This window comes from Streptomyces sp. NPDC001100, from assembly GCF_053598575.1.
Window position 1 is genome coordinate 17,734 of the sequence record NZ_JBSFKO010000042.1, and the last position, 25,982, is coordinate 43,715.

At 69.4% G+C, this 25,982-nt stretch carries 22 protein-coding genes and 1 pseudogene; 16 read left to right on the forward strand and 7 right to left on the reverse strand.

Annotation, left to right across the window (positions count from 1 at the left end):
• The first annotated feature begins 93 nt into the window (after positions 1 to 93).
• Complete coding sequence (gene fabF / locus ACWDEW_RS40555; RefSeq protein ID WP_450520090.1) at positions 94 to 1,365, forward strand: beta-ketoacyl-ACP synthase II; 1,272 nt, start codon at positions 94 to 96, stop codon at positions 1,363 to 1,365.
• Between the two features lie 135 nt (positions 1,366 to 1,500).
• Here fabF and ACWDEW_RS40560 read toward each other — a convergent pair whose 3' ends face one another.
• A complete protein-coding gene (locus tag ACWDEW_RS40560) occupies positions 1,501 to 1,995 on the reverse strand; it encodes a DUF3145 domain-containing protein (RefSeq protein WP_093626247.1) in 495 nt (164 codons plus the stop codon).
• Positions 1,996 to 2,243: 248 nt separating this feature from the next.
• Between ACWDEW_RS40560 and ACWDEW_RS40565 the strand changes: the two genes are divergently transcribed.
• Together ACWDEW_RS40565 and ACWDEW_RS40570 are read left to right on the forward strand one after the other, a co-directional pair.
• The gene (locus ACWDEW_RS40565; protein ID WP_450520092.1) at positions 2,244 to 3,149 is read left to right on the forward strand and encodes an SGNH/GDSL hydrolase family protein; all 906 of its coding nucleotides are present in this window, start codon (positions 2,244 to 2,246) and stop codon (positions 3,147 to 3,149) included.
• A gap of 10 nt (positions 3,150 to 3,159) precedes the next feature.
• Positions 3,160 to 4,131 carry an aldose epimerase family protein gene (locus ACWDEW_RS40570; protein WP_450520094.1) on the forward strand — a complete coding sequence of 324 codons (972 nt, stop codon included), beginning with the start codon at positions 3,160 to 3,162 and terminating at the stop codon, positions 4,129 to 4,131.
• Between the two features lie 104 nt (positions 4,132 to 4,235).
• Here the strand turns inward: ACWDEW_RS40570 and ACWDEW_RS40575 are convergent, their stop codons facing one another.
• Positions 4,236 to 6,668, reverse strand: coding sequence for a beta-glucosidase (locus ACWDEW_RS40575; protein WP_450520096.1), 2,433 nt, complete (start codon positions 6,666 to 6,668; stop codon positions 4,236 to 4,238).
• Positions 6,669 to 6,777: 109 nt separating this feature from the next.
• Between ACWDEW_RS40575 and ACWDEW_RS40580 the strand changes: the two genes are divergently transcribed.
• Positions 6,778 to 7,353 (forward strand): TetR/AcrR family transcriptional regulator, encoded by a 576-nt coding sequence (locus ACWDEW_RS40580; protein WP_362970729.1) that lies wholly within the window; start codon positions 6,778 to 6,780, stop codon positions 7,351 to 7,353.
• A gap of 15 nt (positions 7,354 to 7,368) precedes the next feature.
• Here ACWDEW_RS40580 and ACWDEW_RS40585 read toward each other — a convergent pair whose 3' ends face one another.
• Positions 7,369 to 7,719, reverse strand: coding sequence for a YrdB family protein (locus ACWDEW_RS40585; protein ID WP_450520098.1), 351 nt, complete (start codon positions 7,717 to 7,719; stop codon positions 7,369 to 7,371).
• A 154-nt stretch (positions 7,720 to 7,873) separates the two neighbouring features.
• Between ACWDEW_RS40585 and ACWDEW_RS40590 the strand changes: the two genes are divergently transcribed.
• Positions 7,874 to 9,133, forward strand: coding sequence for a pyroglutamyl peptidase (locus tag ACWDEW_RS40590; protein WP_450520100.1), 1,260 nt, complete (start codon positions 7,874 to 7,876; stop codon positions 9,131 to 9,133).
• Here ACWDEW_RS40590 and ACWDEW_RS40595 read toward each other — a convergent pair.
• Together ACWDEW_RS40595 and ACWDEW_RS40600 are read right to left on the reverse strand one after the other, a co-directional pair.
• Positions 9,119 to 9,922, reverse strand: a complete 804-nt coding sequence (locus ACWDEW_RS40595; protein WP_450520102.1) for an EI24 domain-containing protein — start codon at positions 9,920 to 9,922, stop codon at positions 9,119 to 9,121. The genes ACWDEW_RS40590 and ACWDEW_RS40595 overlap by 15 nt on opposite strands.
• A 57-nt stretch (positions 9,923 to 9,979) precedes the next feature.
• The gene (locus ACWDEW_RS40600; protein ID WP_450520104.1) at positions 9,980 to 10,798 is read right to left on the reverse strand and encodes a hypothetical protein; all 819 of its coding nucleotides are present in this window, start codon (positions 10,796 to 10,798) and stop codon (positions 9,980 to 9,982) included.
• A 315-nt stretch (positions 10,799 to 11,113) separates the two neighbouring features.
• Here ACWDEW_RS40600 and ACWDEW_RS40605 point away from each other — a divergent pair, with 315 nt between their 5' ends.
• Positions 11,114 to 12,268, forward strand: a complete 1,155-nt coding sequence (locus tag ACWDEW_RS40605; protein WP_450520106.1) for a serine hydrolase domain-containing protein — start codon at positions 11,114 to 11,116, stop codon at positions 12,266 to 12,268.
• A 406-nt stretch (positions 12,269 to 12,674) separates the two neighbouring features.
• On the opposite strand, the gene ACWDEW_RS40610 is transcribed toward ACWDEW_RS40605, so the two are convergent.
• Positions 12,675 to 13,673: an NADP-dependent oxidoreductase gene (locus ACWDEW_RS40610; protein WP_450520108.1), complete on the reverse strand. Its 999-nt coding sequence runs from the start codon at positions 13,671 to 13,673 to the stop codon at positions 12,675 to 12,677.
• A 137-nt stretch (positions 13,674 to 13,810) separates the two neighbouring features.
• Here ACWDEW_RS40610 and ACWDEW_RS40615 point away from each other — a divergent pair, with 137 nt between their 5' ends.
• Both ACWDEW_RS40615 and ACWDEW_RS40620 read left to right on the forward strand, forming a co-directional pair.
• The gene (locus tag ACWDEW_RS40615; RefSeq protein WP_450520110.1) at positions 13,811 to 14,263 is read left to right on the forward strand and encodes a MarR family winged helix-turn-helix transcriptional regulator; all 453 of its coding nucleotides are present in this window, start codon (positions 13,811 to 13,813) and stop codon (positions 14,261 to 14,263) included.
• A 507-nt stretch (positions 14,264 to 14,770) separates the two neighbouring features.
• Positions 14,771 to 15,079, forward strand: a complete 309-nt coding sequence (locus ACWDEW_RS40620; protein WP_450520215.1) for a hypothetical protein — start codon at positions 14,771 to 14,773, stop codon at positions 15,077 to 15,079.
• Here ACWDEW_RS40620 and ACWDEW_RS40625 read toward each other — a convergent pair.
• Positions 14,972 to 15,202 (reverse strand): annotated as a pseudogene (locus ACWDEW_RS40625) (SCO2400 family protein); the annotation flags it as partial. The gene ACWDEW_RS40620 and the pseudogene ACWDEW_RS40625 overlap by 108 nt on opposite strands.
• Before the next feature lie 226 nt (positions 15,203 to 15,428).
• Between ACWDEW_RS40625 and ACWDEW_RS40630 the strand changes: the two are divergent.
• The 8 genes from ACWDEW_RS40630 to ACWDEW_RS40665 all read left to right on the forward strand — a co-directional run bounded on the left by ACWDEW_RS40630 (position 15,429) and on the right by ACWDEW_RS40665 (position 25,969).
• On the forward strand, positions 15,429 to 16,586 hold the full coding sequence (locus ACWDEW_RS40630) for a mandelate racemase/muconate lactonizing enzyme family protein (protein ID WP_450520112.1): 1,158 nt from the start codon (positions 15,429 to 15,431) through the stop codon (positions 16,584 to 16,586).
• Entirely contained in the window at positions 16,583 to 17,587 is a 1,005-nt protein-coding gene (locus ACWDEW_RS40635) for a zinc-dependent alcohol dehydrogenase (RefSeq protein ID WP_450520114.1), read from the forward strand. Before ACWDEW_RS40630 ends, ACWDEW_RS40635 begins: the two co-directional genes overlap by 4 nt.
• A 121-nt stretch (positions 17,588 to 17,708) precedes the next feature.
• A complete protein-coding gene (locus tag ACWDEW_RS40640) occupies positions 17,709 to 18,683 on the forward strand; it encodes a hypothetical protein (protein WP_450520116.1) in 975 nt (324 codons plus the stop codon).
• A gap of 267 nt (positions 18,684 to 18,950) precedes the next feature.
• Positions 18,951 to 20,060 (forward strand): multiple monosaccharide ABC transporter substrate-binding protein, encoded by a 1,110-nt coding sequence (chvE, locus tag ACWDEW_RS40645; RefSeq protein ID WP_450520118.1) that lies wholly within the window; start codon positions 18,951 to 18,953, stop codon positions 20,058 to 20,060.
• A gap of 46 nt (positions 20,061 to 20,106) precedes the next feature.
• On the forward strand, positions 20,107 to 21,657 hold the full coding sequence (mmsA, locus tag ACWDEW_RS40650) for a multiple monosaccharide ABC transporter ATP-binding protein (RefSeq protein WP_450520120.1): 1,551 nt from the start codon (positions 20,107 to 20,109) through the stop codon (positions 21,655 to 21,657).
• Positions 21,654 to 22,898 carry a multiple monosaccharide ABC transporter permease gene (gene mmsB, locus ACWDEW_RS40655; RefSeq protein ID WP_450520122.1) on the forward strand — a complete coding sequence of 415 codons (1,245 nt, stop codon included), beginning with the start codon at positions 21,654 to 21,656 and terminating at the stop codon, positions 22,896 to 22,898. The genes mmsA and mmsB overlap by 4 nt, the downstream gene beginning before the upstream one ends.
• Before the next feature lie 73 nt (positions 22,899 to 22,971).
• On the forward strand, positions 22,972 to 24,126 hold the full coding sequence (locus ACWDEW_RS40660) for an aldose epimerase family protein (RefSeq protein ID WP_450520124.1): 1,155 nt from the start codon (positions 22,972 to 22,974) through the stop codon (positions 24,124 to 24,126).
• A gap of 181 nt (positions 24,127 to 24,307) precedes the next feature.
• Positions 24,308 to 25,969 carry an aminotransferase class I/II-fold pyridoxal phosphate-dependent enzyme gene (locus tag ACWDEW_RS40665; RefSeq protein ID WP_450520126.1) on the forward strand — a complete coding sequence of 554 codons (1,662 nt, stop codon included), beginning with the start codon at positions 24,308 to 24,310 and terminating at the stop codon, positions 25,967 to 25,969.
• Positions 25,970 to 25,982 lie beyond the last annotated feature (13 nt).

The following is a 25,982-nucleotide window of genomic DNA, read 5'->3' on the forward strand; positions in this document are numbered from 1 at the left end:
CCAGGCCCGAGCCACCCCATAGGCCCGGCTGCATGGCCCCGCCACCCGGCGGTGGCGCCGCTTAATCCTCGTACCGTTGGAGAGAGAATTCCCGTGAGCCCGACCAATCGCACCGTGGTCGTCACCGGTATCGGCGCAACCACACCGCTGGGTGGCGACGCAGCCTCTACCTGGGAAGGTCTGATCGCCGGCAAGTCCGGTGTGAAGGCCCTGGAGCAGGAGTGGGCCGCCGAGCAGGCGGTCCGTATCGCCGCACCGGCCGCCGTGGACCCCTCCGAGGTGATCCCGCGTCCGCAGGCCCGCCGGCTGGACCGCTCGGCGCAGTTCGCGCTGATCGCGGCCAAGGAGGCGTGGGCCGACGCCGGCTTCACCGACAAGGCAGGTGAGGACAAGGCAGTCGACCCCGACCGCCTGGGCACCGTCATCGCCTCCGGCATCGGCGGTGTGACGACCCTCCTCGACCAGTACGACGTGCTCAAGGAGAAGGGCGTCCGCCGCGTCTCCCCGCACACCGTCCCCATGCTGATGCCGAACGGCCCGTCCGCCAACGTGGGTCTGCTCGTGGGCGCCCGCGCGGGTGTGCACACGCCGGTCTCCGCGTGCGCGTCCGGCGCCGAGGCCATCGGCTACGCCATCGAGATGATCCGCACCGGCCGCGCCGACGTCGTCGTCGCGGGTGGCACGGAGGCGGCCATCCACCCGCTGCCCATCGCCGCGTTCGGCAACATGATGGCGATGTCCAAGAACAACGACGACCCGCAGGGCGCCTCGCGTCCCTACGACACCGCCCGCGACGGCTTCGTCCTCGGCGAGGGCGCCGGCGTCCTGGTCCTGGAGTCCGCCGAGCACGCCGCCCAGCGCGGTGCCCGGGTGTACGCCGAGGCGGTCGGGCAGGGCATCTCCGCCGACAGCCACGACATCGTGCAGCCCGAGCCGGAGGGGCGCGGTATCTCGCAGGCCCTGAAGCACCTGCTCGACAGCACCGACCTGGACCCGGCGGAGATCGTGCACGTGAACGCGCACGCGACCTCGACGCCGGCCGGTGACGTGGCCGAACTGAAGGCGCTGCGCAAGGTGTTCGGCGACGACGCGGACCACATGGCGGTCTCCGCGACCAAGTCGATGACCGGTCACCTGCTGGGTGGCGCGGGCGGCGTCGAGTCGGTCGCGACCGTCCTCGCGCTCTACAACCGCATCGCCCCGCCGACCATCAACGTCGAGAACCTCGACCCGGAGGCGGAGGCCAACGCGGACGTGGTCCGCGGCGAGGCCCGCAAGCTGCCGGTCGAGGGCCGTATCGCCGCTCTGAACGACTCGTTCGGGTTCGGTGGGCACAACGTGGTGCTGGCGTTCCGTACGGTCTGAGAAGTGCTGTGAACGGCGTGTGGCCCGCTCCCCGGGTTGGGGGCGGGCCACTTCGTCGTTTGTCGGGTGCCGGCCCGGTGGGGGCTGGGCGCGCAGTTCCCCGCGCCCTGAGGGAGTCGCCCCTGAAGGCGTTTCTCAGACCACCTGGTGCAGCCAGCGCACCGGAGCGCCCTCGCCCGCGTACCTGAACGGCTCCAGCTCGTCGTCCCAGGGCTTGCCGAGGAGCTTGGCGATGTCGGCTTCCAGGTCGGTCTCGCCCTGTTGGGAGCGGGTCAGGGCCGCGCGGAGGCGGTCCTCCGGGATGAGGATGTCGCCGTGGATGCCGGTGACGGCGTGGAAGATGCCGAGGTCGGGGGTGCAGCTGTAGCGCTCGCCCTCGGCGGTGGGGCAGGGCTCGGCGGTGACCTCGAAGCGCAGGAGGTGCCAGCCGCGGAGGGCGGACGCCAGCTTGGACGCCGTTCCCGCCTCCGCCTGCCAGGAGAATTCGGAGCGCCAGGTTCCGGGCGCGGCGGGCTGCCGGATCCAGTCGAGGCTGACGCGTGTGCCGAGCACCCCGGCGACGGCCCACTCGACGTGCGGGCACAGCGCGCGCGGCGCGGAGTGCACGTACAGAACTCCACGTGTCGTCACCGGGACCTCCGGACAGAGCGGGGCATCTTGCTGACTGGCAAACGGCGGCGGCGGGGCAGCCACGTTGAGGGCGAGGCTACCGTGCGGCGACGCGCGGAGTGTGACGTACCGTCCCTCCCGGTGCCAGGAAACCCTGCCATTCACCCAGGGGGACGCCTGTACGGGGGTGAGCCGTTGCATCGGACCGCAACGGGAACCCTGGCGCGTTGTTATGGGTTGAGACCGTTATGGAGGGGATGGGTCTCAACATGCGAATGCGACGCAGTCGTTCACGGGCAGCGCTCGCCCTCATGACAGCGGCCGTACTGGGCGCGGCCGGCTGCGACTCGGGCGGGGGCGCGTCCTCCGGCACCCACAGCAAGAGCGGTACGGCGGCCAAGGCGAAGCCCTCCCCCACCCCGGTCTGGGACCGCAGCCCGTCCTCGGTCGCGGCCGTGGGCGACTCCATCACCCGTGGATTCGACGCCTGTACGGTCCTGTCGGACTGCCCCGAGGTGTCCTGGGCGACGGGCACCGATGCCTCGGTCGACAGTGTCGCCGTACGGCTGCTGGGGAAGACGGGGGCGGCCCAGCGGAGTTGGAACTACGCGGAGACCGGCGCCCGGATGGCCGACCTGCCCGCCCAGATCGCCCAGGCGGTCGTCCGCAAGCCTCAGTTGGTCACGGTGATGGTGGGGGCCAACGACGCCTGCCGGGCCTCCACCTCGGCGATGACCTCGGTGGCCGACTTCCGCACCGAGTTCGCGGACTCCCTCACGTCCCTGCGCCGGGCGCTGCCGAAGACGCAGGTCTACGTCGCCAGCGTGCCGAATCTCAAGCGCCTCTGGTCGCAGGGGCGGACCAACCCGCTGGGCAAGGCGGTGTGGAAGCTGGGGATCTGCCCCTCGATGCTGGCCGACGCGGACTCCCTGGACTCGGCGGCCACCGAGCGGCGCGACTCGGTGCAGGACCGGGTAGAGGAGTACAACAAGGTCCTGGAGCAGGTGTGCGCGACGGACGTCCGCTGCCGTTTCGACGGGGGCGCGGTCTACGACTACCGCTTCGGCACGGACCAGTTGAGCCACTGGGACTGGTTCCACCCGAGCAAGGACGGGCAGGCGCGGCTCGCGGCGATGGCCTACCAGAGGATCACCGCGAGCGAACCCGTGACCTAGGGTTTCCCTCATGAGCGAACTTTTCGGCACCCTGCCCGACGGCACTCCCGTGCACCGCTGGACCCTGGAGCGGGCGGGCGTACGGGTGCGGGTGCTGTCGTACGGCGGGATCGTGCAGTCGGTGGAGGTGCCGGACCGGGCGGGCCACACGGCGGACGTGGTGCTCGGGTTCGCCGCTCTGGACGGCTATCTCGCCCACCCGGAGCCGTATCTCGGCGCGCTGGTCGGCCGGTACGCGAACCGGATCGCGGGCGGCCGTTTCCGGCTGGAGGGCGTGACCTACTCCCTCGCGCGGAACAACGCGCCCAACTCCCTGCACGGCGGCGAGCGCGGCTTCGACAAGCGGGTGTGGGACGTCGAGCCGGTCGGGCACGGGCTGCGGCTGAGCCGGGTCAGCGGGGACGGCGAGGAGGGCTTCCCCGGGCGCCTGGACGTCTCGGTGACATACACGCTGGACGAGTCGGGCGCGCTGCACATCGCCTACGAGGCGACGACGGACGCGCCGACCGTCGTGAACCTCACCAACCACAGCTACTTCGACCTGAGCGGCGGCGGAAACCCGGGCGGTCATGAACTGCGGCTCGCCGCCTCGCGGTTCACACCCGTCGACGCCGACCTGATTCCCACCGGTTCCCTCGACGACGTGTCGGGCACCCGCTTCGACTTCCGCGAGTCGCGCAAGGTCGGCACCGGTTACGACCACAACTTCGCGCTCGACAAGGGCCTGACCCCGGCCCCCGTGGAGATCGCCGAGCTGCACGACCCGGCGTCCGGCCGCGTCCTGACGGTCGCGACGACCGAGCCCGGCATCCAGCTCTACACCGGGGAGCACCTGAGCGCCCCGTTCACCCCCGGCGCCGGAGTCGCCCTGGAGACCCAGCACTTCCCGGACTCCCCGAACCGCCCGGACTTCCCGAGCACGGAACTGCGCCCGGGCGAGGTCTACCGCTCGGAGACCGTGTACGGCTTCTCCACCCGCTGACGGCGACGGCCCGCCGACCACGGCGGCGCCCCGGGCATGAAATGAGCCCCGGTCCAGGGGTCAGGTCCCGGACCGGGGCTGTCTGTGGGGAGACGGGTCCCGGGTCAGACGTTAATCGTCGTGGCGACCCTGCGGTCCGTGATCGAGCGGCCCGCCTGGATCTCGTACGAACCCTTTACAACTGCCCACCCGTTCGCCGTCTCATCCCAGATCTCGAAAGATCGGCGCGGGAGTTCGACCCGTACCTCGACGCTCTCGCCGGGCCCGGCCTCGACCCCGGCGAATCCGGCCAGCCAGCGGGCCGGGCGCTCGGGGTCGGGCTCGGCCGGGGCCAGATAGACCTGGACGACCTCACGCCCGTGCCGGGCACCGGAGTTGGTGACGCGGACGGTGACGGACGAACCGTCGGCCTTGATGTCGTCGTAGGTCCAGTCGGTGTAGCCGAGGCCGTGCCCGAAGGGGTACGACGGGGTAAGGCCCGCCTTCTCCCAGGCGCGGTAGCCGATGAACACGCCCTCGGTGTACGGGAGTTCGCCGTTCTCGGGGACCACTCGGCTGACCGGGGCGTCGGCCAGCGAACCCCAGGTGGTGGGGAGCCGGCCGCCGGGTTCGTGGGCGCCGGTGAGGACGTCGGCGAGGGCGGCGCCGGCCTCCTGGCCGGGGAACCAGCCGAGCAGGACGGCGGCGACCTCCTCGCGCCAGGGCAGTTCGACCGGCGATCCGGAGTTCACGATCACGACGGTGTTCGGGTTCGCGGCGGCGACGGCGTGCACCAAGTCGTCCTGGCGGCCGGGGAGTTGCAGGTCCGTGCGGTCGTAACCCTCCGACTCGACCCGCTCGGTGGTGGCGACCACGACGACGGCGGTGTCGGCGGCGCGGGCCGCCTCGACGGCCTCGGCGATCAGTTCGTCGGGGTCGCGCTGCGGTTCCTGATGGGCGAGCGCGAAGCCGACGACCCGGAGCGGGATGCCCACGGGACGGGCGACGGTGTACGCCAGGGACACCTCGACGGGGGCGTCGGCGGTGAGTTCGACGAGGGCCCGGGGCTCGGGGGCGCCGAAGAAGGAGATGAACGGGTCGTCCTTGGCCGGGTGTTGGACGTCGTCGTAGTACGTGGTGCCGTCGACGGTGAGGGTGAACGCGCCGATCCCCTTGATGCCGAAGGTGTGCTGTCCGGTGGCGCGCGGGGTGAAGGTGCCGGTGAGTTCGACGGTGTGGAGGGTGTCGTGGGTGACGCCCTCGGGGAGTTCCGAACCCACCCACTTGATCTGCCCGTCGGGCAGGGGGACGGTCGCGATGACCCGGCCCGCCGCGTTCCGGCAGACGGCACGCAGGGTGAACCCCTGCTCGGCGACGGCGAGTTCGGTGTTCGGGTCGGCGCCGACGGCGTAGCTCAGGGCGCCTTCGGGGAGGGCGGCGGTGAGGCCGTCGAGCGGGGAGACGATCCGGGCCGGGAAGACGGTGGCGGAGCCGCCGCCGAGGACGCGGGCGTCGCGAGCTGCGGCGCCGATGAGCGCGACGGTCGTATTCGGCTTCAGCGGAAGGGCGTTGTCCTGGTTCCGCACGAGGACGAAGGAGCGCCGGGCGATCTCGCGGGCGAGTGCCTCTCCGTCGACAGGTGACGGAAGTCGGGCCTCCGTTACGACGGGTTCGGCGCCGGCCAGGATGCCGACGCGGGCGGCGAGCCGCAGCACGTTCCGTACGGCCGCGTCGACCGTGGCCTCGGCGACCTCGCCGGCGCGTACGGCCTGGGCGAGGGCCTCGCCGTAGACGGTCTTCGGGCCGGGCATGGCGACGTCGAGGCCGCCCTCGATGGCGCCGACGGTGGAGCGGGCGGCGGTCCAGTCCGAGACGTTGACGCCGTCGAAGCCCCATTCGCCGCGCAGGATCTCGTTCACCAGTTGGTGGTGTTCGGTCATCGTCGTGCCGTTGACCGTGTTGTAGGCGGTCATGACGCCCCAGGGGCCGGCCTGCTCGACGATGAGCTCGAAGGGGGCCAAGTACAGCTCGCGCAGAGCGCGTTGGGAGATGAGGTTGTCGACGGTGAAGCGGTCGGTCTCGGCGTCGTTGGCGACGAAGTGCTTGACGGTGGTGCCCACGCCACCCGCCTGAACGCCTTCCACGTACCCGGAGCCGATCCGCCCGGTGAGGTACGGATCCTCGCTGTACGCCTCGAAGTGCCGACCACCGAGCGGCGAGCGATGCAGGTTGACGGTGGGCGCGAGCAGTACGTGGACGCCCTTGCGGCGGGCCTCCTGGGCGAGCAGCGCACCGGCGCGGCGGGCGAGTTCGGGGTCCCAGGCGGCGGCGAGGGCGGTCGGGGACGGCAGCGCGACGGAGGGGTCGTCGGCGGTCCAGTGCCGCCCCCGGACACCGATCGGGCCGTCGGACATCACGAGGGACGCCAGGCCGATCTCCGGGAGCGCGGGCAGGGACCACATGTCCTGACCGGCCAGCAGCCGGGTCTTGGCGTCGAGGTCGAGTGCGCCGAGGGCCGCTTCGACGACTGCTTCACGCGCTTCATGGGTTTCCGCCACCGCGGCGCCTCCTCATTGAGTCCGTCCTGTGCCCTGTGCCTCCATCGTGCACCGGTTACCTGTAGATCGGTAGGTTTCGTAACCTTGCCGTTATATTCACTGTCGGCGAATGTCGTACGGTGACGCAATGAACGCCAGGGCCAAGAGTGCGGAGCGGCGCGCCGAGATCGTGCGGGCGGCGCTGGAGGTGATCGCCGAGCGCGGCTACCGGGGCGCGAGCCTGGCGGCGGTGGCGGAGCGGGTCGGGCTGACCCAGCAGGGCCTGCTGCACTACTTCCCCACGAAGGACGCGCTGCTCGTCGCCGTCCTGGAGGAACGGGACCAGTGGGACGCGGTCCCGGACAGCCAGTGGCGGATCGACCTGCTCGCGTCCCTGGTCGAGTACAACGCGATGCGGCCGGCGATCATCCAGACGTTCTCCGCCCTCCTCGGCGAGAGCGTCACGGAGGGGCACCCGGCCCGCGACTACTTCACCGCGCGGTACGCCAGGGTGCGGGCGAGCATGGCGGGGGTACTGCGCGCCGAATACGGCGACCGCCTGCCGAACGGTCTCACCCCCGAGCGCACGGCCCCGCTCCTGGTCGCGGTGATGGACGGCCTGCAGTACCAGTGGCTGCTGGACCCGGAGTCGGTGGACATGCCCGGGGCGTTCCGCGACTTCCTGACCCTGCTGGGCGAGACGTGAGGGCACCCGACTCCCCTACACCTGCCGCCAGATGACGGCGAGCGTCTTGCTCACCGCGCACACGAGGCCGAAGACGAGCGCCCAGTCGTAGGCCCCGGCAAGGACCAGCGCGGCAACGCCCGCACCGAACCACACCACCTCGAAGACGACCCGACCGGCCCCGCGCGTCTTGTACCTGGCCTTGGGTGAACCGCACAGCCCCCAGGCCACGGCGAGCACGACGGGCGCGCCGAGACCGAGCAGCCAGGTCAGCGGGGTGGCGAGGTCCCGGGTGAACCCCCAGTAGGCGACGGCGACCAGGGCGCCGAGCTCAATGGCGAAGAGCACGCCGAGGTTCGCTGTCTTCGCTGTCTTCACTGCCGTCATGAGCGGCAGTATCACCCGGAGCGGATCACTCCGTCCCGGCCGGGGAGGCGGGGGACCGGATCGTCCGTCGCACCCGTGGCGTAGACCACTCGCGTCACGCGATACTGCGGCCGTCCGGCACCGCACCCCACTGCGATGGAAGGCCTCAACCACTTTGAACGTCATACGAGTTCGGACAGGCATCCTCGGACTGGCCCTGCTGGCCGGTTTCTCCGCCCCCGGCACCGGAACGGCGGCGGCCGACACCACGCTCCCCCCGACCGTCGAGGAACAACGGCTCGACAGGGCGGTCCCCCGGGAAATCCTCGAACACTCCGGATTCGACACCGTGGCACCGGAGTTCACCCACGCGCTCGAAGGGGCGCACAGCTACGCGCAGGCCCGCCGCGTCGTCGCACGCGAAGGAACCGCCCTGTGGCAGCGGGCAGTCGACCGCGCGCAGGGCCGGGGCCCCGCCGGTGGGGACCTCAGCAGGGACGACGACCGGCCGCTGTACTGGGCGCGGTTGGGCATGACCAGGGAAGTGCGGACCTGGGAACCGGAGTTCGGCATCAGCAGCGCCCAACGGACCGCACTGCTCTCGGAGTTGGAACAGACTTCCCGCGGTCGGAGCAGCATCCGCTACCCCGCCCCCACCAAGGGACTGAAGCGGATCCTGGTGACCGGCTTCGACCCGTTCACGCTGGACGCGGACATCAGGATCTCCAACCCGTCCGGGGCCACCGCGCTCGCGCTCGACGGCACGGTGATCCGGACGGCGGACGGCCCGGCGCGGATCGAGACGGCCCTGTTCCCGGTGCGCTGGGCGGACTTCGCCGAGGGAACCGTGGAGCGGACGCTGCGGCCGTACCTGCCGAAGGTGGACCTGTTCACCACCGTGAGCCAGGGACGGGTGGGCCGGTTCGACATCGAGCGGACCAACGGGGCCTGGCGGGGCGGATATCCGGACAACGACACCATCTCGCGCACGGAGACCATCCCGGTCACCGACCCGGCCTCGCAGCCCCAGTGGACGTCGACGACCCTGCCGTACAAGGCAATTGTGGCCGCGAACACCGGGCGTTTCCCCGTGTACGACCACACCGACGTCACCGAGATCCCGGCGGGCGGGACGACTCCCGTCGTACAACCGGACGGCCCCACCCCCGGCTCCACAGCCCGCGCCGGTGGCGGCGGCAACTACCTCTCCAACGAGATCGCCTACCGCGCGACCCTGCTGCGGGACCGGCTCGGCCTGCACGACTCGCTGCCGGGCGGCCATATCCACACGCCGGTACTGCAGTTCGGAGCGGGCAACACGGACCCGGCGACCGGGACGATCACCGATCCCCAGTTCATACAGAACCGGGTGGACATCATCGCGCAGGTGAAGGCGATGGTGACGGCGGCGATGGACGCGTCAGCCGTCGACTGACGCGGGCCCGCTCTCCCCGTCCTCCCCCTCGTCGCTCCCCTCGGTCTCCTCGCCCAACAGCTCCCGCGCCATCATCGTCGCCCCCGCCACCGCACCCGGCATCAGGAAGACGGCGACGAACGGGACCAGGAAGGCCAGGCCGAGGGGGGTGCCGAAGCCCCAGATCAGGGACTTGCGGGCGCGGAGGAGAGTGAGGCGGGCCCGGAGGTCGACGCCTCGGCGCTGCAGGGCCACGGCCGTCAACTCCTCGGTGAGGAAGAACCCGGTGACGAAGAACCCGATCACCGGAACGACGGTCTGCCCGACGAAGGGCAGGAACCCCAGCGCGAAGAGCAGCACGCCCCACACGAGCGCACGGACCAGAACCCGGAGGCTGTCCCGGGCCGAGATCCACAGTTCACGCCAGAGCGGGAGACCGGACTCGGGGGCCGTGCCGTCGGGCGAGACGTCCCGGTCGACCTTCTCGGAGAGGGTCTCGTAGAAGGGCTGCCCTATCAGCAGCGTGACCGCCGTGAAGGTCAACACCGAGAGCAGCAGGGCCAGTACGAACAGGACCGCCGTGAGAAATCCCCGGAACAGGCCCTGCCACGGACTCGACCAGTGGTCCGCGAAGGGCGTGGCCCAGCCGACGAAGTCGTCACCCCACACCGCGAGCGCGACAAGCACCGCGACATAGAGAACCAGCGTGATCAGCCCGGGAATCAGACCGAACCCGTACTGCCGCCCGTGCCGGGCCACCCAGCGCTGGCCCTTCAGGAGATAGCCGAATCCCGCCCCAAGATCATGCATGGGGAGAACCTTACTCAGCGTCGGCACCGAACGGGTGGAACGGGTTCCAGTCCCGCCCTAGGCGGTCGACACCGCCACCACAACCCCCTGGTCCGCCGCGGGTGACACCGCCGCGGTCACCCGGACCGCGGTGGCCCGGGCCACCCGCCCCGCGCGGAAGGCCGCGGCCAGCAGGACCGGCTGGACCCGCTCCAGGGCCGAGACGAACAACTCCTCGCCCGCGACCACCACCGGCACGGCCGTCTTCGTCGTCGCGGCCGCGGCCTCCGTGAGGTCGGCGAGGGGCGGGAGGGTGGCGCGGAGGACCTTCGCGCCCGCAGTGGCCGCCCGTTGCGCGAGGGCCACCTGCTGGGGCAGCAGGGGAGCCAGCGCCGCCGTCAACGCCTCGGCGATGCGCCGGAGTTCTGGGGAGGAGTCGCCCAGGGCGTCGGCCGCCGCGCGGAGCAGCGGGGTGAGGGCGAGCAGGACGCCGGCCGCCATGCCCGCCGCCGCGGGCAGCAACGGGGAGGCAGCCTCGACCAGATCTCCGAGCGCCGCGGCGAACTCCTCGACCGCCGGTTCCACCGCATCCAGAACGGGCAACAGACTGTCCCCGAGCACACCCAACAACACCTGCGCCGGCTGACTCACCGGATGCACGGCCAGCGGCGCACCGGTCGTACCGAGCCGGGTCAAGGTATCGACGATCCGATAGAACGCCTCCTGAGCCTGCGGCGAAGCACTCGCCTCGGCCAGTTCCGCGGTGGTCTCCCGCAGCACCCGCAGCGCCTCGGCACCCGAACCGTCCCGTGGATCAAGGGTGTTGATGGCGATTCTGGTGATGTTCCCGGCGGTGTCCAGAAGTTGTCCGGTGATGTCGCCGGTGCTGCGCGCCATACGCACCACATCATCCCTACTGGGAAGCGAAGGAATGGTCGCCACGGGAACCCCTCTCCATGCACCCGCCGCCCGCCGCCGGCGGCCCGGTACCTGTGCTCAGCATGCCCATTCCCCACCCCCCTGAATGCGACATCCGGGCATCGGTGACACCAACACCTTCCCCGCGTCTTCCCTGGCCCATTGAGTCGAACGGGTGCCGCTCGCCGTACCGATCTCTGGAACCAGGAGGAGGTCCGAGGGGGAACTCCCGCAGGTCGGACAGGCGTTGTTCACCATGGCACACGCGAGCAGCGGATCAGTTGAGGAGAGCGGATGACCCAGGAGATCCACGGCACCGTAGCCGACGGCTTCGAAACAGTCCGAGAGGAGTTCGCCGCGTTCGTGTCGATGGAACGCGCGGACTACGAGGGCCAGTTGTGCGCATACGTACACGGCCGACAGGTCGTAGACCTCTGGGCCGGACCGCCCGACACCACCAACAAATCCCTCTACGGCGTGTTCTCGTCCACCAAGGGCGCGGCCCACCTCGTGGTGGCCCTGCTGGTCCAGGACGGCACCCTCGAACTGGACCGCAAAGTCACCTACTACTGGCCGGAGTTCGCATCCGAGGGCAAAGGCGCGCTGACTCTACGCGAGTTGCTCGCGCACCGGGCGGGTCTGATCGGCACGGACACCGGCTTCACCCCTGACGAACTGGCCGACGACCGCGCGGTCGCCGAACGCCTCGCCGACCAACGCCCGTTCTGGCGCCCCGGCACGGCCTTCGGCTATCACGCCCTGGTCATCGGCGCCCTGACCGGCGAGATCGTAAGACGAGCCACAGGCCGCTCCCTCCAGGACGTGTACGAGGAGAGAGTGCGCGCCCCCTACGCCCTGGACTTCTACCTGGGCCTCCCCTCCACCCAGGAGCCCCGTTTCCGCACCACCCACCCACCACTCCCCTCCTCCGACGAACCGGCCCTGGTCGCTGCCGCACCGGACGACCGCCGCAGCCTCGCCGGGATCGCCTTCAACGAACACGCGGCCCAGCCCACCGAACTCGCATCGCTCCCCAACCAACCATCCATCCGCGCCAAGGGCCCCGCATCGGTCGGCGGAGTGGCATCGGCACGCGGCCTGGCAGGCCTCTACGCGGCGGCGATCAGCGTGGTCGAGGACCGGGCCCCGCTCCTGAAGCCGGACACGGTGGCGGAGTTCGGCCAGCTCCACTCCGTCGGCCACGACATGATCACCGGCACGCACCGGGCGTACGGCCTCGGTTTCCAGGCGACGGCAAGCACCTGGTACCCGTTCCTGAGCGCCGGCACGATCGGCCACAGCGGCGCCGGAGGCTCCCAGGCCTTCGCCGACCCCCGCACCGGCCTGACCTACGGCTACACCCGCCGCCGCTTCACCCTCCCCGGCGGCCCGGCCCCGGAAAACACCCGCCTGGTCCAAGCCGCCCACCAAGCAGCCCTGGCCAACTAAAACCAACGGCGCAAGCCCTCACCACCGGTGAGGGCCCACCAACTCCCACTGCCCCCACGCGCCGGCCGAGAGGGAGCCGCAGGGGCGCGCCGGTGTCGAGAGGCCCAGCGCGCGGAGGCCCGAAGGGCTGAGCACGGTGGGGCTCTCGACACCGGCTTCAGGCGCCCCGAAGGCGACCGAACCAAAAGAGGTGCGCGCACGGCGCCTGTTCCAGCACCGGCCCAGCCACCCGGCGCCTACCCAACACCGGCCCAGCTCCCCGGCACCCACCCACCACAGGCTCACCACCGGCTCACCAACCCGGCACCCCCACCGGCCCAGCTGCGCAACACCTTCCAGCCCGGCCCACCAACCCGGCGCCCACCACACCGGCCCAGCTCCCCGGACCCCTCTCAACACCGCCCGCTCAAAGCTTGACGATCATCTTCCCCGTGTTCTCCCCCCGCAGCTGCCCCAGGAACGCCTCAAGGTTGTTCTCGATCCCCTCGACGACGGTCTCCCGGTACTTCAGCTCACCGGAAGCCACCCAAGCGCCGACCTCCCGGACGAACTCCGGCTGAAGGTCGTAGTGGTCGCCGACGAGGAAGCCCTCGATACGCCCCCGGGTCTGGATGAGCCGCCCGAGGTTCTTCGGCCCGGGAGCCGGCTCGGTGCTGTTGTAGACGGAGATCATGCCGCAAATGGCAATGCGCCCACGCTCGTTCAACGAACCAATCGCAGCCTCAAGATGCTCACCCCCGACATTGTCGAAGTACACATCGACGCCACCCGGAGCAGCCTCGCGCAGCTGCTGACTGACGGGCCCGTTCTTGTAGTTGAAGGCGGCGTCGAACCCGTACTCCTCCACAAGCAGCTTGACCTTCTCATCGGACCCCGCGGAGCCGATGACCCGCGACGCCCCCTTGAGCTTGGCGATCTGCCCGACCTGGCTGCCCACGGCACCAGCCGCACCGGAGACGAAGACCGAGTCGCCCTCCTTGAAGGACGCGGTGCGCAGCAGCCCGGCGTAGGCGGTGAGGCCGGTCATGCCGAGGACGCCGAGGTAGGTGGAGAGCGGGGCGAGGTCGGGGTCGACCTTGACGGCGCCCTTGGCGTCGATGGTCGCGTACTCGCGCCACCCGCCGAAGTGCAGCACGTGGTCCCCGACCGCGAAGCCCTCGGCGTTGGACTCGACGACCTCGCCGACCGCACCGCCCTGCATGACCTTGCCGAGCTCGAACGGGGCGACGTAGGACTTGGCGGCGCTCATCCGGCCGCGCATGTACGGGTCGACGGAGAGGTACTTGTTCCGCACCAGCACCTGGCCCTCGCCGGGGGCCCGGGTCTCGGTCTCCACCAGGGCGAAGTCCTCGGGCTTCGGCCAGCCGACCGGACGGCTGAGCAGGTGCCATTCGCGGTTGATCATCACAAGCGCCTTCCTTCGTGTCTCCGTGCGGGTCTCCGTGCGGGTCTTGTCGCAGGGAGACCCAAATACTTCAGTACCTGAAACAACCATGCCTCTGAATATTTCATGATGTCAAGTAACGGGGTACGCTGGAGCGCATGTCCACACCCGAAAAGACGCGCTCCGACAAGACGCGCCGCGCCGACCCCGTGACCCTGGAGGTCGTCGAGCTGATCGGCGATGTCGTGGCGCGGTTCTACGAGGACTACGAGGAGGCGGCGGACGACCACTCGCTGACCGGCGCGCAGGCGCGACTGCTGAGCCTGCTGTCGCTTGAGCCGCTGCCGATGCGGAAGCTGGCGCAGAAGCTGAAGTGCGAGCCGTCCAACGTCACCGGGATCGTGGACCGGCTGGAGACGCGGGGCCTGGTGGAACGCCGCCCCGATCCCGCGGACAGGCGTGTGAAACTGGCGGCGGCGACGGACGAAGGACGCCAGGTGGCCCGTAGCCTGCGCGAATCACTGCGCTTCGCCCGAGAACCACTCGCAGGGTTGTCGGACGACGAAAGACTGGCACTCCGAGGCCTGCTGCGACGGATGCTGGAAATCTGACCGTTCAACCCCGAACCCCAACCCGCCCCGCCCCGCCCCGCCCCGCAAGCCAAGCCGAACGCCTCAGGAACACCACCACAGGATCTGCTTGCAGGTTTCCGAAGGCGACGGCGTAGGACTCGGTTCCGACGACGAGGGCTCCGAGGTCGGAGTGGTCACCGGATTCGTCGTGGACGTCGACGTGGGGGACGTGTGACCTGCGGCGGTCGTCGGCGTCAGCGACGCGGAGGGACTCTTCGTCCCCTTCCCGGACTCCGAAGGCGAAGCCGACCGTGACGCATCCGGAGACGCCGACCCCGTACCCGCCCCCGCAGTCTTCGTGTCGCCCAAGGGCTCGGCCGTACCGCTCGCCTCCGAGGACGCCGCACCCTCCGCAGACGCGTCGCCCGGCGCCGCGGGCTTCGAGGTCGAGAACGGCGCGTCCGTGCCCAGCTCGGCCAGACTCAGCCCACCGGCCGCCAGGACGAACCCGGCCGTGACGAGCAGCACCCGGCGCCGCCGCCGGCGATGTGCCGCGGCCTTGCGATCGCGACGACTCGCACCGACCGCCTCGGGCCCCTCGGTGTCACCGCCACCGTCACTGCCGCCGTCACCGTCACGGCCGCCGCCACCATTGCTGCCGCCGTCACCGCCACTGTCGCCCCGTCCGCGGCTCCTCCGCCGCGCGGCGCGCCCCTCGCGTGCGCTGCCGCGCTCCTCGTGTTCGCTGCCGTGGCCCTCGTGTTCGCCGCCGCGCTCCTCATACGGCCCGCCGCCCGACTCGCCATCCGACCCACCGGCGCCGGAGGGCCGGTCGCCCCCACCGTCCGCTTGTGAGCGCACGTCAACTCCCGTCTCGTAGGCAGGAGTTGATACGACGGGCACTTCGGCGGACGCGCCGCACCCCGGGCACGCGAGGGCGCCGTTCAGGTGCCGGCCGCAGGGGTGGCAATAGTCCATGACGCCCGAAGACTAAGTTCCTGACAGGTAACGTTCATAGTCACGGCTGTGAAAGTTGTGCAAGGAAAACCGGTCGCTCGCCCGGATCTCCGATCGACCCCCTTGCCGAAACCGTTACATGTTCGACCCATTGACACCCCACCCCCGTCGTCCTTACTGTCTGCCCAGCATTTCGAACGTGAGCCGAAATTTCGAACAGCACTGAAGAGCACAGGGGGCATCTGCCGTGCGCATCACGGGAATCAGCACGCACGTGGTCGGGACGCCATGGCGCAATCTGACGTACGTCCAAGTGCACACCGACGAGGGCGTCACCGGCGTCGGCGAGACCCGGATGCTGGGCCACACCGACGCGCTGATCGGTTACCTGCGCGAGGCCGAGGCAAACCACATTCTCGGTTCCGATCCGTTCGCCCTGGAAGACCTCGTACGCCGGATGAAGTACGGCGACTACGGCCGTGCAGGCGAAATCGTCATGTCCGGCATCGCCGTCATCGAGATGGCCTGCTGGGACATCAAGGGCAAGGCCCTCGGTGTGCCGGTGTGGCAGCTGCTCGGCGGCAAGGTCACCGACAAGGTCAAGGCGTACGCCAACGGCTGGTACACCACCGAGCGGACCCCGGAGGCCTATCACAAGGCCGCCCAGGGGGTCATGGAGCGCGGCTACAAGGCGCTGAAGATCGACCCGTTCGGGACCGGGCACTTCGAACTCGACCACGAGCAGACCCTGTACGCCGTCTCGCTCATCGAGGCCGTACGGGACGCGATCGGCCCGGACGCCGAGCTGATGCTGGAGATGCACGGCCGTTTCTCACCCTCCACCGCCGTACGGCTCGCGCGCGAACTCGCGCCGTTCAAGCCCGCGTGGCTGGAGGAGCCGGTTCCGCCGGAGAACCTGAAGGCGCTGGAGAAGGTCGCCGCGAAGGTGGACATCCCGGTCGCCACGGGTGAACGCATCCACGACCGCGTCGAGTTCCGCGAGCTGTTCGAGAGCCAGGCCGTCGACATCATCCAGCCGGACGTCGGTCACATCGGCGGCATCTGGGAGACGCGCAAGCTGGCCGCGACCGCCGAGGCGCACTACGTGCTCGTCGCCCCGCACAACGTGGGCGGGCCGGTGCTGACCGCGGCCTCGCTCCAAGTCGGCTTCTCCACACCGAACTTCAAGATCCTGGAGCACTTCAACGACTTCGCGGACGCGGAGATCAAGAAGGTCGTCAAGGGTGCCCCTCAGGTGATCGACGGCTACTTCCACCTCTCCGACGCGCCCGGTCTCGGCGTCGAGCTGGACGTCGACGCGGCGGCCGAGTTCCCGCAGCAGCAGGCCCGGTTCGACCTGTGGGCGGACGGCTGGGAGCAGCGCAAGCCGAAGGGCTCGAAGTGAGCACGGCGGTCGTCGTCGCGGGACCGGGCGAGCACAGTGTGGTCTCGCACGAGCCCCGGCAGCCGGACGCGGGCGAGGCGCTCGTGCGCGTCCACGCGGTCGGCATCTGCGGCAGCGACCGCGAGGTGTACCAGGGCAACAGGCCCGAGGGCTACGTCCGTTACCCCCTCACCCCGGGCCACGAGTGGTCCGGGACGGTGGAGGCGGTCGGCGCCGGGGTGCCGTCAAGTCTGGTCGGCCGCAAGGTCGTTGGTGAGGGCTTCCGCAACTGCCAGGTGTGCGACCGGTGTCATGCGGGCGAGACGACGTTGTGCTCGGCGGGCTACGAGGAGACGGGCTTCACCCAGCCCGGCGCGATGGCGACCACCCTCACCCTCCCCGCCCGGCTGCTCCATGTGCTCCCGGACGAGGCCGACCTGACGGCGGCGGCGCTGCTGGAGCCGGCGGCCTGCATCGCGGCGGCGGCACTGAAGGCGAACGCGCGGCCGGGCGAGCGGGTGGCCGTGGTCGGCACCGGAACCCTGGGCATGTTCGCGATCCAGTTCCTCAGGGCGAACTCCCCCGCCGAACTCCTGGTCGTGGGCTCCCGTCCGGACCGCGCGGCCCTCTCCGAGCAGTTCGGCGCCACGGACTTCCGTACCAAGAACGAACCGCTCCCCGACGACTTCGACGTGGTGATCGAGACCGCCGGCTCGGCGGACGCGGCCCGTACGGGAGCCGCCCTGCTGAGGCGTGGCGGGCGCCTGGTCCTCACCGGGATCCCGGCACCGGGCGCGGAGGGTCTCGACCCGACCGATCTCGTCGTACGGCAGCTGGAGGTGCACACCGTCTTCGGGGCACCGCCGGACGCCTGGGCGCACACGGTGCGGGTGTTCGGGGCGGGGTTGCTCGATCCGCTTCCGCTGGTCACCCATGAGCTTCCGCTCGCCGGGTTCCCGCAGGCCATCGAGCTGGTGGGGTCCGGCGATCCCAAGGTCGGCAAGGTGCTGCTGCGGCCGTAGAAACCCCAAGCCGTACGTCGGCACGGGGTGTCCTGACCACCCCGTGCCGACGTACCACCACAGTTTTTCCGTACCCCGAGCCGCGAACCGCGTCCGAAATACCGAACACGAAGGACAGCCAGTGACCGACACCGCCACGGCAGCCCGCAGGCCCGGGGAGCAGGCGCTCTCCGCGCTCGGCCTGGGCGCGCCCGCCCTCGACCCCGCCGACGCCTCGCCGCACACCTTCCCCGGCGGCGGCCGCTGGCGCACCGAGGTCCCCTCCTGCGAGGGCCCCGAGGCGCTGGCGGTCATCCTCAAGGAGTCCTCGCGCCTCGACGTGCCGATCCACCGGATCAGCCAGGGCAGCGGCGTGTGGATGCTGACCGACGCCGAGATCACCGAGATGGTCGAGGCGACGGCCGAACGCGACATCGAGCTCTGCCTGTTCACCGGTCCGCGCGGGACCTGGGACATCGGCGGCTCGGTCCGCTCCGACTCGCGCGGCGGGGGCCTGCGCGCCCGGGGTCACGACGCGGTCGCCGGCTGCATCGAAGACGCCGTGCGGGCAACGGAGTTGGGCGTCAAGTGCCTGCTCGTCGCCGACGAGGGCGTGCTGTGGACGCTGCACCGGGCGCGGATCGCCGGGATCATCCCGGCGGACACCACGCTCAAGGTCTCGGCGCTGATCGGTCCGGTCAACCCGGCCGCGTACGCGGTCTACGAGCAGCTCGGCGCCGACTCCCTCAACGTGCCCAGCGATCTGACGCTCGATCACCTCACCGAGATCCGGCGGGTGTCGGCGGCTCCGATGGACATGTACATCGAGGCGCCGGACGACCTCGGTGGCTACATCCGGATGTACGAGGTCGCGGAGCTGATCCGCCGCGGGGCCCCGCTGTACCTGAAGTTCGGCCTCTCCAAGGCCCCCGGTATCTACCCGTGGGGCACCCATCTGCGGGACGTCACCCTCGACACGGCGCGCGAGCGGGTGCGTCGGGGTCGTCTCGCCCTCGACCTGCTCGCCCGGCACGGGGCGGACGGCGACATGGCTCCGCTGGGTTCCAGGTTGCCGGGGTCCTTGAACCGTTTCCCGGTCGAGGCTGCCACGGGCTGAGCGTCCGGGGCCGCGGGTGCGTGGGGGCTGGTCGCGCAGTTCCCCGCGCCCCTTGTGAATACGGCCCCGCCTTCCAAGGCACCCGGCATCACCCGCACCTGTCAACACCGGCCCGCTTTCCAGGGGCGCGGGGCCGCATCGAATTGCGGCTCCGCCGCGGGGCGCGACAAGCCCCCACCGGGCCCGCACCACACAACACAACCGAACAATCCCGCATCCACGCACTCGCTGTACCTCTCAACGACGAGAAGAATGAGGCCAGTTCACATGCGCATCCGCAGAAGCGCCCTCCCCCTCATAGCCGGCGCCGCCACCCTCGCGCTGACCCTGTCCGCGTGCGGACAGAGCGGCTCCGGCGGCAGCAAGGAGAAAGCGGGCAGTGCCAAGGGAGGCACGATCGGCATCGCGATGCCGACGAAGTCCTCCGCCCGCTGGATCTCCGACGGCAACAACATGGTCCAGGACCTCAAGTCCAAGGGCTACAAGACCAAGCTGGTCTACGGCGAGGACGACCCGGACACCCAGGTCTCCCAGATCGAGAACATGATCACCCAGGGCGTCAAGGGCCTGATCATCGCGGCGATCGACAACAAGTCGCTGAACAACGTGCTTCAAGAGGCCGCCGACGCGAAGATCCCGGTCATCGCCTACGACCGCCTGATCCTCGGCACGAAGAACGTCGACTACTACGCCTCCTTCGACAACACGAAGGTCGGCGTACTCCAGGGCACGTACCTCATCCAGAAGCTCGGTCTGGACAGCGGCAAGAAGGGCCCGTTCAACATCGAGCTGTTCGCCGGCTCGAACGACGACAACAACACCAAGTACTTCTTCAACGGCGCGATGAGCGTGCTCCAGCCGTACATCGACAAGAAGGAACTGGTCGTCAAGTCCGGGCAGACCGCGCTCAACAAGGTGACCACGCTGCGCTGGGACGGCACCACCGCGCAGAACCGCATGGAGGACATCCTCACCGGCTCGTACAAGACCGGCCGGGTCGACGCGGTGCTCTCGCCCTACGACGGCATCTCCATCGGCATCCTGTCCGCGCTGAAGTCGGACGGCTACGGCTCGGCCAGCAAGCCGCTGCCGGTCATCACCGGCCAGGACGCCGAGCTGGCGTCGGTGAAGTCGATCATCGCGGGTGAGCAGACGCAGACCGTCTACAAGGACACCCGTGAGCTCGCCAAGGTCGCGGACACGATGATCGACGACGTGCTCAACGGCAAGACGCCGAAGACCAACGACACCAAGACCTACGACAACGGCACCAAGGTCGTCCCGGCCTATCTGCTGCAGCCGGTGAGCGTGGACAAGTCCAACTACGAGGACGTGCTGGTCAAGGGCGGGTACTACACGGACGCGCAACTCAAGTAGTTCCGCCGCCCGTTACCCACCCCACACTTGATTGGAAGGCACGACCATGGCGGGACCCGTCCTGGAAATGCGCTCGATCGTCAAGACCTTTCCCGGTGTCAAAGCGCTGTCGGACGTCACTTTGACGGTCCGTCAGGGCGAGGTCCATGCCATCTGCGGTGAGAACGGCGCCGGGAAGTCCACCTTGATGAAGGTGCTCTCCGGCGTCCATCCGCACGGCAGTTACGAGGGCGACATCCTCTTCGAAGGGGAGGAGTGCCGCTTCCGTGACATCCGGGCCAGCGAGCACCGAGGCATCGTCATCATCCATCAGGAACTGGCGCTGGTGCCGTTCCTGTCGATCGCGGAGAACATCTTCCTCGGCAACGAGCACGCCACGCGCGGGCTCATCAACTGGAGCGAAACGCTGCGGCACGGCACCGAGCTGCTGCGCCGGGTGGGTCTGAGCGACCACCCGGAGACCCGCGTCGCCGACATCGGCGTGGGCAAGCAGCAGCTGGTGGAGATCGCGAAGGCGCTGTCGAAGAAGGTGAAGCTGCTCATCCTCGACGAGCCGACGGCGGCGCTGAACGACGAGGACAGCGGCAAACTCCTCGATCTCATCCTGGAGTTGAAGAACCAGGGCATCACCTCGATCATCATCTCGCACAAGCTGAACGAGATCCGCAGGGTCGCCGACTCGGTGACGATCCTGCGCGACGGCCGCTCGATCGAGACCCTCGACGTGAAGGCGCCGGAGACGACCGAGGAGCGGATCATCTCCGGCATGGTCGGCCGGGACCTCGACCACCGCTTCCCCGAGCGCACCGCGTACGCGGGCGAGCCCGAGGCGGCGCCCGCGCTGGAGATCCGCGGCTGGACGGTGTTCCACCCGATCGACCAGCAGCGCAAGGTAGTTGACGATGTGTCAATAAATGTGCGCAGGGGCGAGATCGTCGGCATCGCCGGACTCATGGGCGCCGGCCGCACCGAACTCGCCATGAGCGTCTTCGGGCGCTCCTACGGCCGGTACGCCGGCGGCACGGTCCTCAAGGACGGCCAGGAGATCCGCACCAAGTCCGTCGCGGAGGCGGTCCAGCACGGCATCGCCTATGTCACGGAGGACCGTAAGCACTACGGCCTGAACCTCATCGACACGATCAACCGGAACATCTCGCTGACCGCCCTGAGCAAGGTCGCCAAGCGCGGTGTGGTGGACGAGCACGAGGAACGGCAGGTCGCCGAGCGGTTCCGCACGTCCATGAACATCAAGGCACCGACGGTGTTCGAGCCGGTGGGCAAGCTGTCCGGCGGCAACCAGCAGAAGGTCGTCCTCAGCAAGTGGATCTTCGCGGGTCCCGAGGTGCTGATCCTGGACGAGCCCACCCGCGGCATCGACGTGGGCGCCAAGTACGAGATCTACACGGTCATCGACCAACTCGCCGCCGAGGGCAAGGCGGTGGTCTTCATCTCCTCCGAACTGCCGGAACTGCTCGGCATGTGCGACCGCATCTACACGATGGCGGCGGGCCGGCTGACCGGTGAGGTGCCCCGGGCCGAGGCCACGCAGGAAGTGCTGATGCGCCAGATGACGAAGGACAAAGAGGTAACGCGATGAGCACGGACGTGACCGCCAAGAGCCCGGCCCCCGCGCCACCGGGCAAGAGCGGATCGGCCGCGGGCGGCAGCCTGTTGTGGCTGGTGCTGGACGGCCTGCGGCGCAACATGCGGCAGTACGGCATGCTGATCGCCCTCGGTCTGATCATGGTCCTCTTCGAGATCTGGACCGGCGGGGACCTGCTGCTGCCGCGCAACGTCTCCAACCTGGTGCTGCAGAACAGCTACATCCTGATCCTCGCGATCGGCATGATGCTGGTCATCATCGCCGGGCACATCGACCTGTCGGTCGGCTCGCTCACGGCGTTCGTGGGCGCCTTCGCGGCGGTCCTGATGGTCAATCACCATGTGTCGTGGCCCGTCGCGTTGGTGCTGTGCCTGCTGATGGGCGCGGTGGCGGGCTCGATACAGGGGCTGTTGATCGCCTACGCGGGCATACCGTCGTTCATCGTCACCCTCGCCGGGATGCTGCTCTTCCGCGGCCTCACGGAGATCCTCCTCCAGGGCCAGACCCTGGGCCCGTTCCCCAACGGTCTGCAGAAGTTCGGCAACGGCTTCCTGCCCGCGGTCGGCCCGAACACCAACTACCACAACATCACGCTGCTGTTGGGCCTGGTGATGATCGCCGCGGTGGTGTGGCAGGAGTTCCGCGACCGCCGACGCCAGCAGGAGTTCTCGCTCGACGTGGCACCGACGAAGCTGTTCCTCCTCAAGCTCGTCGTCATCGTCGCCGCGATCCTCTGGCTGACCCTGCTGCTCGCCAGCTACAACGGCGCGCCGATCATCCTGATCGTCCTCGCCGTCCTGGTGGCCGGTTACGGCTATGTGATGCGCAACTCGGTCTTCGGCCGCCACATCTACGCGATCGGCGGCAATCTGCCGGCCGCGAAGCTGTCCGGCGTCAAGGACAAGCGCGTCACCTTCCAGGTGTTCCTGAACATGGGCGTGCTCGCGGCCCTGGCGGGTCTGGTGATCACCGCCCGCCTCAACGCGGCCTCGCCGAAGGCGGGCGACGGCTACGAACTGGAGGCCATCGCCTCCTCGTTCATCGGTGGCGCGTCCATGAGCGGCGGTGTCGGCACCGTGTTCGGTGCCATCATCGGCGGTCTCGTCCTCGGCGTGCTGAACAACGGCATGAACCTCCTCAGCGTCGGCACCGACTGGCAGAAGGTCATCAAGGGCCTCGCCCTGCTGGCCGCGGTCGGCTTCGACGTGTGGAACAAACGCAAGTCCGGTTCGTAATTTCAGCCCGGGCCCCGCACGTCTGTCACACGCACAGCACGGCGGGGCCCCTTCCATGTGCAGGAGCCGCTCGATGGAACTGAACAGACGCACGGTCATTGCAGGCGCGGCAGCGGCGGGCATCGCCGCGAGCGCCCTCGGTACAGGTACGGCGCAGGCGGCATCCGGAGGCAGAAAGCCCGTGAAGGAACTCTTCGGCACCCTCGCCGACGGCAGCAAGGTCTACCGCTGGTCGCTGGAGAACGGCGGCACCCGGCTCAAGGTGCTGTCGTGGGGCGGAGTCGTCCAGTCCCTCGAACTCCCGGACCGGCACGGCAAGTACGCCAACGTCTCCCTGGGCTTCGACAACATCGCCGACTACGTGGCGAAGACCCCGTACTTCGGCGCGCTCATCGGCCGCTACGGAAACCGTATCGCCAAGGGCCAGTTCACCCTCGACGGCAAGAGCTACCAGCTCTCCGTCAACGACGGGGTCAACAGCCTGCACGGCGGCACCCAGGGCTTCGACAAGCACATCTGGGACGTGGAGGGCTTCACCGCCGGCTCGGACGTCGGCCTGCACCTCTACTACACCAGCGTCGACGGCGAGATGGGCTACCCGGGCACCCTCAAGGTGAAGGTGACGTACACGCTCAACAAGCACGGCGACTGGCGCATCGACTACGAGGCCACCACCGACAAGGCCACGGTCGTCAACCTCACCAGCCACGTCTACTGGAACCTCGCCGGCGAGGGCAGCGGCACGATCGAGAACCACGAGCTCACGATCCCCGCGGCCCGCTACACGCCCACCGACTCGGGGCTGATCCCCACGGGCGAACTGGCCAAGGTCTCCGCCACCCCCTTCGACTTCCGCAAGACCAAGCCGATCGGGCGTGACATCCGGGCCGCGCACGTCCAGCAGGTGCAGGCCAAGGGCTACGACCACAACTGGGTCCTCGACAAGGGCATCACCGCGAAGCCCGAGCACGCGGCGACCCTGCACGACCCGCGCTCCGGCCGCACCCTGAAGATCGCCACCGACCAGCCGGGGCTGCAGTTCTACTCCGGCAACTTCCTCGACGGCACCCTGACCGGCACCGGCGGCCACACCTACCGCCAGGGCGACGCGCTCTGCCTGGAGACCCAGCACTTCCCGGACTCGCCGAACCACGCGAACTTCCCGTCAACGGTGCTGAGGCCAGGTCAGACGTACAAGACGTCGACGATCCACACGTTCAGCGCGTGACCATCCGCCACGTGACGCGAGACTCGGGTCAGGGGTTCCCGAACTCACACTAATTTCACATCCGTTGAACAGTGCCACTCTCGTCTCCGTATTCAAGGGCGGCCCGTGCTCCCCCGCGCGGGCCACCCAAGACGACGGGCCCGGTCGTCCCCGCCGGGCCCGCCTTCATACGGAGGTTCCATTGGCCGACTCCAACGTCACCTCGCTGTTCCGCAGTACGGCGGCGCACAGCCCGTCGATGGCAGCGCTGGCGCGTGAGAGCGACGGCACAGGCCCCGTGGACTTCTGTATCCCGTGCAACCCGTACTTCCCCACCCCCGCCATGTTCGACCAGATGGCGGCCCGGCTGCGCGAGATCATCACGTACTACCCGAGCAGCGCCGACACCATCACGGCCGAGCTCTGCAATCTGCTCCAACTCCCGCCGAGCTGCGTCGCGATGGGCAACGGCTCCACCGAACTGATCACCTGGATCGACCACTTGCTGGTCCGCGAGTCGCTCGCCATCCCCGTCCCCACCTTCGGCCGCTGGACCGACCAGCCCATGGAGACCGGCAAGCGGGTGGACATGTTCCCGCTCCAGGAGTCCAACGGCTTCGCCCTGGACCTCGCGCAGTACGCCGAGTTCATCCGCAAGCGCAACACCAAGGTCGCCGTCATCTGCAACCCGAACAACCCCGACGGCGGCTTCCAGCACAAGCAGGCCCTCGTCCAGTTCATGGACGCGATGGCCGACCTCGACCTCATCGTCATCGACGAGTCGTTCCTGGAGTTCGCCGACGCCGAGGTCGAACCCAGCGTCGTACAAGAGGCGATGATCCGCCCCAACGTGGTCGTCCTGCGCAGCCTCGGCAAGAACTTCGGCCTGCACGGCATACGGTTCGGCTACCTCGTCGCCAACCCCGCCCTCGCCGGCCGCGTCCGCTCGATGCTCCCCAAGTGGAACCTCAACGCGTTCGCGGAACACGTGGTGTTCATCCTCAAGGAGCACGGCGCGGAGTACGCGCAGAGCCTCCAGCAGGTGCGCCGCGACCGGCTCGACATGGCGAGCCATCTCTCCGCGCTGCCCGGCCTGACGGTCTATCCGTCGCAGGGCAACTTCCTCTTCGTACGCCTCCCCGTGGGCGCCGAGGGGACCGTGGTCCGGGACCGGATGCTCACCGAGCACCGCATCCTGGTCCGCGAGTGCGGCAACAAGATCGGTTCGTCCAGCCGCTTCCTGCGTCTCGTGGTGCGCCCCCAGGTGGACGTGCGTCGCCTGGTGTCCGGCCTGGAACAGGTGCTCTACGGGACCAGGAGGGGAGCCGCCGTGCCCGAGCTGAGCACAGGGACCAGCTACAGCTCGGGTACGGCGGCCGTGGACCGGCTCGTCGGGGCGACGAACGGTGCGGGCATCCAGATGCCTGCGGCTATCGCGCAGATGCCTGTGCAGCCGCAGCCCGTGCCCATGCAGGCGCCGGCGGCTGCGGTGTCTCAGCCACAGCCTGTGCCTGTGCCGCAGCCCCAGCCTCAGCAGCAGCCGCAGTACCAGCCGATGGTGGCCGCGGCGCAGGCTCCGCAGATGCCGATGCAGCCCGTTGCGCAGATGCCGGAGCAGCTGGCTCAGGTGTCGCAGCAGATGCCGGTGATGCAGCAGCCCCAGCAGCAGCCGTACGGTACGCCTGCGCCGGCTCCTCAGGGGCCTACGCCTACTGGTGTGCCTGCGCGTAATGGGCTTACGGCCGCGCAGGTGCGGGGGGCTACCAGTCCCAACGGGATGCAGAATCTTGCGCCGGCGCCTGCGACCGGGTGGCCCAATGCGCAGAGTTGGCCCAATGCTGCGGGGATGGGGCAGGCCGGTTAGGTCTCGTTGTCGG